Raw genomic sequence first — 8,345 nt, forward strand, 5'->3', positions numbered from 1 at the left:
TGTGAGTGGTACTTCCCCAGCTCTTGAGCCTCCGGCCGATGCCGTGAAACCCGTTCGGCACCCCGACGCTCCGGCGCCCGGCGAGCTGCTCGGCGCCCACTACGAACAGTGTTTCGGATGTGGCGGCGAGCAGGCCCACGGGCTGCATCTGGAGGCGCGGGCCGGCGAGGGGGTGACCGTCACGGCCGAGTTCACCGTCCAGCCCGCCCACCAGGGCGCGCCCGGTCTCGCGCACGGCGGGGTCCTGGCCACCGCCCTGGACGAGACGCTGGGCTCGCTGAACTGGCTGCTGCGGACGATCGCCGTGACCGGACGGCTGGAGACCGACTTCGTCGAGCCCGTGCCCGTCGGCGCCACGCTCCACCTGGAGGCCGAGGTGACCGCGGTGGCCAGGCGCAAGATCTACTCGACCGCCACCGGGCGGATCGGCGGCCCCGACGGTCCGGTCGCCGTCCGCGCCGACGCGCTCTTCGTCGAGGTCGCGGTGGAGCATTTCGTCAGCCATGGCCGTGAGCAGGAGATCCAGGCCGCCATGAGCGACCCGGACCGGATCAGGCGCAGCCGTGCCTTCGAGGTGAACCCGTGAGCCGTGACTCCCTGAACGTCCAGATCCGGCGCGTCGACCCCGACGTACCGCTTCCGACGTACGAACACCCGGGGGACGCGGGAGCCGATCTGCGCACCACGGAGAGCCGGGAACTCGCGCCGGGGGAGCGGGCCGTCCTGCCCACGGGCGTGTGCATCGCGCTGCCGGAGGGGTACGCGGCCTTCGTGCACCCGCGTTCGGGGCTCGCCGCACGGTGCGGCGTCGCCCTCGTGAATGCCCCGGGGACGGTTGATGCCGGGTACCGTGGGGAGATCAAGGTGATCGTGGTGAATCTCGACCCGCGCGAGTCCGTGCGGTTCGAGCGCTTCGACCGGATTGCCCAACTGGTCGTCCAGCAGGTCGAGAGGGTCCGCTTCCAGGAGGTGGCGGAGCTTCCCGACTCGGCGCGGGCCGCAGGGGGCTTCGGGTCCACCGGCGGGCATGCCGCCGTGGGCGACGCAAGCGGTACAAGCGGTTCGGCCGCCGAGGGCGGCGCGACGGGTGGGAATCGATACGCTTCGGTCGTATCCGACCGGGAAGGACAGTGACGTGTTCGGACGTCGCAAGAAGAAGGGTGCCGCCGAGGACGCGGCCGGCGAGGCCGAGCAGGTCGTCGACAGTGTCGACACTGAGGCGGACGACGTAGAGGGCGAGGACGAGGGCGCACGCGAGCGCGTGCGGCTCGAGCCCGAGCCGAGGCCCGACGGGCCCTGGGACGACTCGGAGGTGCGCGATCCGGCCGACGGCCGCGTGGACCTCGGCGGGATCTTCGTGCCCGGGGTCGACGGCATGGAACTGCGGGTCGAGGTCGCCGGTGACGCGATCGTCGCGGCGACCGTCGTGCTGCGCGACAGCGCCATCCAGCTGCAGGCCTTCGCGGCTCCCAAGCGCGAGGGCATCTGGGGCGAGGTGCGCGAGGAGATCGGCTCCGGCATCACCCAGCAGGGCGGCATCGTCGACGAGGTCGAGGGTCCGCTGGGCTGGGAGCTGCGGGCCCAGGTGCCGGTGCAGCTGCCGGACGGCAAGAGCGGCTTCCACGTCGTGCGGTTCGTCGGCGTGGACGGTCCCCGCTGGTTCCTGCGCGGGGTGATCTCGGGCCAGGGCGCGGTGCAGCCGCAGGCGGCCGGTCTGCTGGAGAACATCTTCCGGGACACGGTCGTGGTCCGCGGCGAAGGCCCGATGGCGCCCCGGGACCCGATCGTCCTCAAGCTGCCGAACGACGCGCAGATGGTGCCCGAGGGCGTCCAGCAGCAGGAGGAGGGCTCGCGCTTCTCCGGCGGCATGGGCCAGCTGCAGCGCGGACCGGAGATCACCGAGGTCCGATAGTCCGACAGCCGCTCGGCGGAAAGGGCCGTACCCCTCAAGGGGTGCGGCCCTTTGGCATGTCCCTTCCCAGGTCCTTCCCCCGGTCCTTCCCGGGCCCTCCCCAGGTCTTTCCCGTGCGCGAACTCTTGACGGTCAATTGGTCTGGACCTATGGTCTCCGCTCAACGCCTGAGTTCATAAGGGCGCTCTGTGTTCATATACAAGAACCAGAAACGGAGCCGCTGTGCGTCGAACCGCATTCCTTGTGACCGTCACCGCTCTCGTCCTGGGCGCTCTCGCGTCCCCGAACGCCCCCCGGGCCCAAGCCGCGCCCACCACCTTCGCCCATCCCGGCGTCACCGTCTCCCGGGCGCAGCTGGACTTCGTCCGGGGCAAGGTCGACTCCGCGGCCCAGCCCTGGAAAGGCGCCTTCGACCAGCTGCTGGCGAGCAAGTACGCCAACCTGAGCCGCACCCCCAAACCCCGCGCGGTCGTCGAGTGCGGGCCCTACTCCAACCCCAACAACGGCTGCACGGACGAGCGAGAGGACGCCCTCGCCGCCTACACCGACGCGCTCGCCTGGTACGTCACGCGCGACGAGCGGTACGCGAAGAAGGCCATCGAGCTGATGGACGCCTGGTCGGGCGTGATCAAGGACCACACCAACAGCAACGCGCCGCTGCAGACCGGCTGGGCGGGCTCGTCCTGGCCGAAGGCCGCCGAGATCATCAAGTACACGTACACCGGCGGCTGGGCCGGCTCGGGCCGCTTCGCGACCATGCTCCGGGACGTCTACCTGCCCGAGATCATCAACGGCTCCCACTCCAACGGCAACTGGGAGCTGTCGATGATGGAGGCCGCCGTCGGCATCTCGGTCTTCCTGGAGGACCGGGCGTCGTACGACAAGGCCATGGCGAGGTTCCGCACCCGCACGGCCGCCTACGTCTACCTCGCCTCCGACGGTGAGCTGCCGAAGACCGTGCCGAGCCAGAACCTGAACACCCGGGACAAGATCGTCGCCTACTGGCAGGGGCAGGGCACCTTCGTCACCGGGCTGACCCAGGAGACCTGCCGGGACCTCACCCACACCGGCTACGGCATCTCCGCGATCTCGCACGTCGCCGAGACCAGCCGGATCCAGGGCCAGGACCTGTACGGCACCGACGTCGGCGAACGGCTGCGGCAGGCCCTCGGCTTCCAGTCCAAGTACCAGCTCGGCACGGCCGTCCCGAGCTGGCTGTGCGGCGGCTCCCTGACGACGGGGCTCGGCCCGGTCACCGAGGTCGGATACAACGCGCTGCACAACCGGCTGGGGATCGCGATGACCAACACGCAGACGCTGACCCTGCAGAACCGCCCGGCCGGCAGCAACAACCTCTTCGTCGCCTGGGAGACGCTGACCCACGGAGACAATCCGGCATGATCCGAAGCGCCTGAGCCGATCCGCCTGAGCCGATCCGCCTGAACCGATCCGCGTGAACCGATTCGGGGGGCTCGTCCGATGAAGGGCTGAGGGGCGCGGGTGATCGTCTCGCCGCGTCAGGGTTGCGTCAAAGGCACCCCTCGCCCCTGAGCACGTCCCTTATGTCGGAACTGTTGGCCGTAGGGTCGACGCTGCGTACGCAGCAGTCACTGGAAGACAATGAGGCCATGGCACGCGGCAAGCTTCGGATCTACCTCGGTGCGGCACCGGGCGTCGGCAAGACGTACGCCATGCTGTCCGAGGCCCACCGACGGGTGGAGCGCGGCACCGACTGCGTGGTGGCTTTCGTCGAGCATCACCAGCGGCCGCGCACCGAGGTGATGCTGCACGGCCTGGAACAGATCCCGCGCCGGGAGCTGCAGTACCGGGGCGGCGTCTTCACCGAGATGGACGTGGACGCGGTCCTCTCCCGTGCCCCGCAGGTCGCCCTGGTGGACGAACTCGCCCACACCAACGTCCCCGGCTCGCGCAACGCCAAGCGCTGGCGGGACGTGGAGGAGCTGCTCGCCGCCGGCGTCGACGTGATCTCCACGGTCAACATCCAGCACCTGGAGTCCCTCGGCGACGTCGTGGAGTCCATCACGGGCGTACGGCAGCAGGAGACCGTGCCCGACGAGTTCGTCCGGCGCGCCGACCAGATCGAACTGGTCGACATGTCACCGCAGGCGCTGCGACGGCGCATGGCGCACGGCAACATCTACCAGCCCGACAAGGTCGACGCGGCCCTGTCCAACTACTTCCGGCCCGGCAACCTCACCGCACTGCGGGAGCTGGCCCTGCTCTGGGTGGCCGACCGGGTCGACGAGTACCTGAAGGAGTACCGCAGCGAGCACCGGGTGTCGGCGATCTGGGGTTCGCGCGAGCGGATCGTGGTCGGGCTCACCGGCGGCCCGGAGGGGCGCACCCTGATCCGGCGGGCGGCGCGGCTGGCGGAGAAGGGCGCCGGCGGCGAGGTGAGCGCCGTGTACATCGCGCGCAGCGACGGGCTGACCTCGGCCTCGCCGAAGGAGCTGGCGGTCCAGCGCACCCTGGTCGAGGACCTGGGCGGCACCTTCCATCATGTGGTCGGCGACGACATACCGGCCGCGCTGCTCGACTTCGCCCGCGGGGTCAACGCCACGCAGATCGTGCTCGGCTCCTCCCGCCGCAAGACCTGGCAGTACGTCTTCGGGCCCGGGGTCGGCGCGACGGTCGCCAGGGAGTCGGGGTCCGACCTCGACGTGCACATCGTCACCCACGACGAGGTCGCGCGGGGGCGTGGGCTGCCGGTGGCCCGGGGCGCCCGGCTCGGGCGGGCCCGGATCATCTGGGGCTGGCTGGTCGGCGTGGTGGGGCCGGTGCTGCTGGCGCTGCTGCTGAACACCGTCCACCTCGGCCTCGCCAACGACATGCTGCTGTTCCTGGCGGTGACGGTCGCGGCGGCGCTGCTCGGCGGACTGCTGCCCGCGCTGGCCTCGGCGGCCGTGGGCTCGCTCCTGCTGAACTACTTCTACACACCGCCCCTGCACAGATGGACGATCGCCGACCCGAAGAACATCGTCGCCATCGTGATCTTCGTCGGGGTGGGCGTCTCGGTCGCGTCGGTGGTGGACCTGGCGGCCCGGCGTACGCACCAGGCTGCCCGGCTGCGGGCCGAGTCGGAGATCCTGTCCTACCTGGCGGGCAACGTGCTGCGGGGCGAGACCAGCCTGGAGGCGCTGCTGGAGCGGGTGCGCGAGACCTTCGGCATGGAGTCGGCGGCGCTGCTGGAGCGGGCGGACGACAGATCGCCGTGGACCCGCGCGGGCCACGTCGGCTTCGGACCCCCGGTCGAGCGGCCCGAGGAGGCGGACGTGGACGTGCCGGTCGGCGACCACCTGGCGCTGGCGCTCACCGGGCGGGTGCTGCCCGCGGAGGACCGCCGGGTGCTGGCCGCGTTCGCCGCGCAGGCCGTCGTCGTGCTGGACCGGCGGCGGTTGCAGGAGGAGGCCGAGCAGGCCCGCGCGCTGGCCGAGGGCAACCGCATCCGCACGGCCCTGCTGGCCGCCGTCAGCCACGATCTGCGGACCCCGCTGGCCGGCATCAAGGCGTCGGTGTCGAGCCTCAGATCCGACGACGTGGCCTGGTCCGAGGAGGACCGCGCCGAGCTGCTGGAGGGTATCGAGGACGGCGCGGACCGCCTCGACCACCTGGTGGGCAACCTGCTGGACATGTCCCGCCTCCAGACCGGTACGGTCACGCCGATCATCCGGGAGATCGACCTCGACGAGGTCGTGCCGATGGCGCTCGGCGGGGTCCCGGATCCGGCGGAGAGCGTGGAGCTGGACATCCCGGAGACGCTGCCCATGGTCGCCGTGGACGCGGGACTGCTGGAGCGGTCGGTGGCCAATCTCGTGGAGAACGCCGTCAAGTACAGTCCGGGCGGCGAGCCCGTGCTGGTGTCGGCGAGCGCGATGTCCGACCGGGTCGAGGTACGCGTCGTGGACCGCGGGCCCGGCGTCCCCGACGAGGCCAAGGAACGGATATTCGCGCCCTTCCAACGCCATGGCGACGCCCCGCGCGGAGCCGGCGTGGGGCTCGGCCTCGCCGTCGCGCGTGGCTTCGCCGAAGCCATGGGCGGCACCCTGAACGCCGAGGACACCCCCGGCGGCGGCCTCACCATGGTGCTCACCGTCCGCGCGGCGGCCGGACCGCGCCTCGAGCTGCACACCGTACGACCCGAAAGGCAGGCCTCATGCTGAGCCCGGCTGGGGGGACACCCCAGACCCCCACGAGGGTGCTCGTGATCGACGACGAGCCGCAGATCGTGCGCGCCCTGGTGATCAACCTCAAGGCCCGCAAGTACGAGGTGGACGCGGCGCACGACGGCGCCACCGCCCTCCGGCTCGCCGCCGCACGCCACCCGGACGTGATCGTCCTCGACCTGGGCCTGCCGGACATGGACGGCGTGGAGGTGATCAAGGGGCTGCGCGGCTGGACCAGGGTGCCGATCCTGGTGCTGTCCGCCCGGCACTCCTCGGACGAGAAGGTCGAGGCGCTCGACGCGGGCGCCGACGACTACGTCACCAAACCGTTCGGCATGGACGAGCTGCTGGCCCGGCTGCGGGCCGCCGTCCGCAGGGCCGAACCCCCCGGGAGCGGTGAGGACGAGGTGCTGGTGGAGACGGACGGGTTCACCGTCGACCTGGCCGCGAAGAAGGTCAACCGGGCCGGGAAGGACGTCCGGCTGACGCCCACGGAGTGGCATCTGCTGGAGGTGCTGGTGCGCAACGCCGGCCGGCTGGTCAGCCAGAAACAGCTGCTGCAGGAGGTGTGGGGGCCGTCGTACGGGACGGAGACGAACTACCTGCGGGTGTACATGGCGCAGCTGAGACGGAAGCTCGAGGCGGACCCCTCGCATCCCAAGCACTTCGTCACGGAGCCAGGGATGGGCTATCGGTTCGAGCGCTGAGCGCTCCGCTGGTAGTGCCGCGATGTGCCGTCGTTCCGCTGCGGCGTCGTCGTGGCTGGTTGCGCCCGCGCGGCGGAGCCGCAGATGTCAGCGCCCCGCGCCCCTTCAGGGCGCTGCCGACTTCAGTGGCCTGACTTCGGCAGGGGCTACGGCTCTGTCGGTGCGCCCCGGTACGCTTCAGACATGAGTGCTGTTCCTCGTTCCGAAAAGCCGGTGGGGCGGTTCCGGCGCATGCTCGACCGGCTGTCCTCGTCGCAGGAGGACCTGGAGTCCGAGGAATTGCGCGAGGACGCCGAGACGGCCGGTTGCACGCGGATCGGAGACTGCCAGGACCGGCAGATCGTCACGGTTACTGGTACCTTGCGCACGGTCACTCTGCGGCCGCGCGCCGGAGTCCCCGCCCTGGAAGCCGAGCTGTTCGACGGCACCGCCGCGCTCGACGTGGTGTGGCTGGGCAGACGCTCCATAGTGGGCATAGAGCCGGGGCGCAGGCTCATCGCATCGGGGCGGGTCTCCATGAGCCGGGGCCGCCGGGTGCTGTTCAACCCCAAGTACGAACTGAGACCCCTGGGTAGGGAGTAGCCGGTGACGTCGCTCGACAAGCCGACCGAAGACACGACCGCGGAGGACACTGCCGCGGCCGACGCCCGGGCGGTGACCGAGGCCGCCCTGTTCGAGGCGTTCGGCGGCGTGCGGGGCATGGTCGAGACCGTGGTGCCAGGCCTGCTCTTCGTCACGATCTTCACGATCAACAAGGACCTGCACATGGCCGCGATCGCCGCGATCGCGGTGTCGCTGATCCTGGTCGTGGTCCGCCTGGCGATGAAGGACACGGTCAAGCACGCCTTCAGCGGGGTCTTCGGCGTCGCCTTCGGCGTCGTCTTCGCGATGATGACCGGCAACGCCAAGGACTTCTATCTGCCGGGCATGCTCTACACGCTCGGGCTGGCGCTGGCGTACATCATCACCACGCTGTGCGGGGTGCCGCTGATCGGTCTGATCCTCGGCCCGGTCTTCAAGGAGAACCTGTCCTGGCGGACCCGCAACCCGGGGCGCAAGGCGGCGTACGCCAAGGCCAGTTGGGCGTGGGGGCTGATCCTGCTCGCCAAGTGCGCGATCCTCTTCCCGCTGTACTGGTGGGCGAACACCGAGCAGCTGGGCTGGGTGCTGGTGGCCCTGAAGATCCCGCCGTTCCTGCTCGCCGTCTGGCTGACCTGGGTCTTCCTCGCGAAGGCGCCCGCGCCGATCGACGTGTTCGCGGAGATGGAGGCGGAGGAGAAGGCCGAAGAGGAACGCAAGGCGGCGCTGGCTGCGGAGCACGGTGAGGCCACGAGCGGCCGGCACCGCCGGGACGGCTGAGCGCTCTGCCGTCCCGGCGATGCCGCGATGTGCCGTCGTTCCGCTGCGGCGTCGTCGTGGCTGGTCGCGCAGTTCCCCGCGCTCCTAAAGGGGCGGCGGGGGGCCGGGGGCAGCGGCCCACTCGGCGCCCGGGTCCACCTCGTGCAGGATGCGCCGCAGGTCGATCCAGACCGTGGAGTCGAG

8 protein-coding genes are annotated in these 8,345 nt (G+C 70.8%); all 8 read left to right on the forward strand.

Features of this window, described 5'->3' with window-relative positions:
• Position 1: 1 nt before the first annotated feature.
• The 8 genes from ACWCPF_RS28515 (at position 2) to ACWCPF_RS28550 (ending at position 8,162) form a co-directional block, all read left to right on the forward strand.
• Positions 2-586: a PaaI family thioesterase gene (locus ACWCPF_RS28515; protein ID WP_451047966.1), complete on the forward strand. Its 585-nt coding sequence runs from the start codon at positions 2-4 to the stop codon at positions 584-586.
• Positions 583-1,134, forward strand: coding sequence for a dUTP diphosphatase (gene dut, locus ACWCPF_RS28520; protein WP_451047967.1), 552 nt, complete (start codon positions 583-585; stop codon positions 1,132-1,134). The genes ACWCPF_RS28515 and dut overlap by 4 nt, the downstream gene beginning before the upstream one ends.
• Before the next feature lies 1 nt (position 1,135).
• Entirely contained in the window at positions 1,136-1,912 is a 777-nt protein-coding gene (locus tag ACWCPF_RS28525; protein ID WP_351909637.1) for a DUF3710 domain-containing protein, read from the forward strand.
• Positions 1,913-2,134: 222 nt separating this feature from the next.
• Entirely contained in the window at positions 2,135-3,313 is a 1,179-nt protein-coding gene (locus tag ACWCPF_RS28530) for an alginate lyase family protein (RefSeq protein WP_451047968.1), read from the forward strand.
• 227 nt (positions 3,314-3,540) lie between these two features.
• Positions 3,541-6,093, forward strand: a complete 2,553-nt coding sequence (locus ACWCPF_RS28535; protein WP_451047969.1) for an ATP-binding protein — start codon at positions 3,541-3,543, stop codon at positions 6,091-6,093.
• Positions 6,087-6,803 carry a response regulator gene (locus ACWCPF_RS28540; protein ID WP_451047970.1) on the forward strand — a complete coding sequence of 239 codons (717 nt, stop codon included), beginning with the start codon at positions 6,087-6,089 and terminating at the stop codon, positions 6,801-6,803. The genes ACWCPF_RS28535 and ACWCPF_RS28540 overlap by 7 nt, the downstream gene beginning before the upstream one ends.
• A 183-nt stretch (positions 6,804-6,986) precedes the next feature.
• The gene (locus ACWCPF_RS28545) at positions 6,987-7,385 is read left to right on the forward strand and encodes an OB-fold nucleic acid binding domain-containing protein (protein WP_078615454.1); all 399 of its coding nucleotides are present in this window, start codon (positions 6,987-6,989) and stop codon (positions 7,383-7,385) included.
• A 3-nt stretch (positions 7,386-7,388) separates the two neighbouring features.
• Positions 7,389-8,162 carry a DUF3159 domain-containing protein gene (locus ACWCPF_RS28550; protein WP_451047971.1) on the forward strand — a complete coding sequence of 258 codons (774 nt, stop codon included), beginning with the start codon at positions 7,389-7,391 and terminating at the stop codon, positions 8,160-8,162.
• The last annotated feature ends 183 nt before the right edge of the window (positions 8,163-8,345 follow it).

This window comes from Streptomyces sp. NPDC001858, from assembly GCF_053594615.1.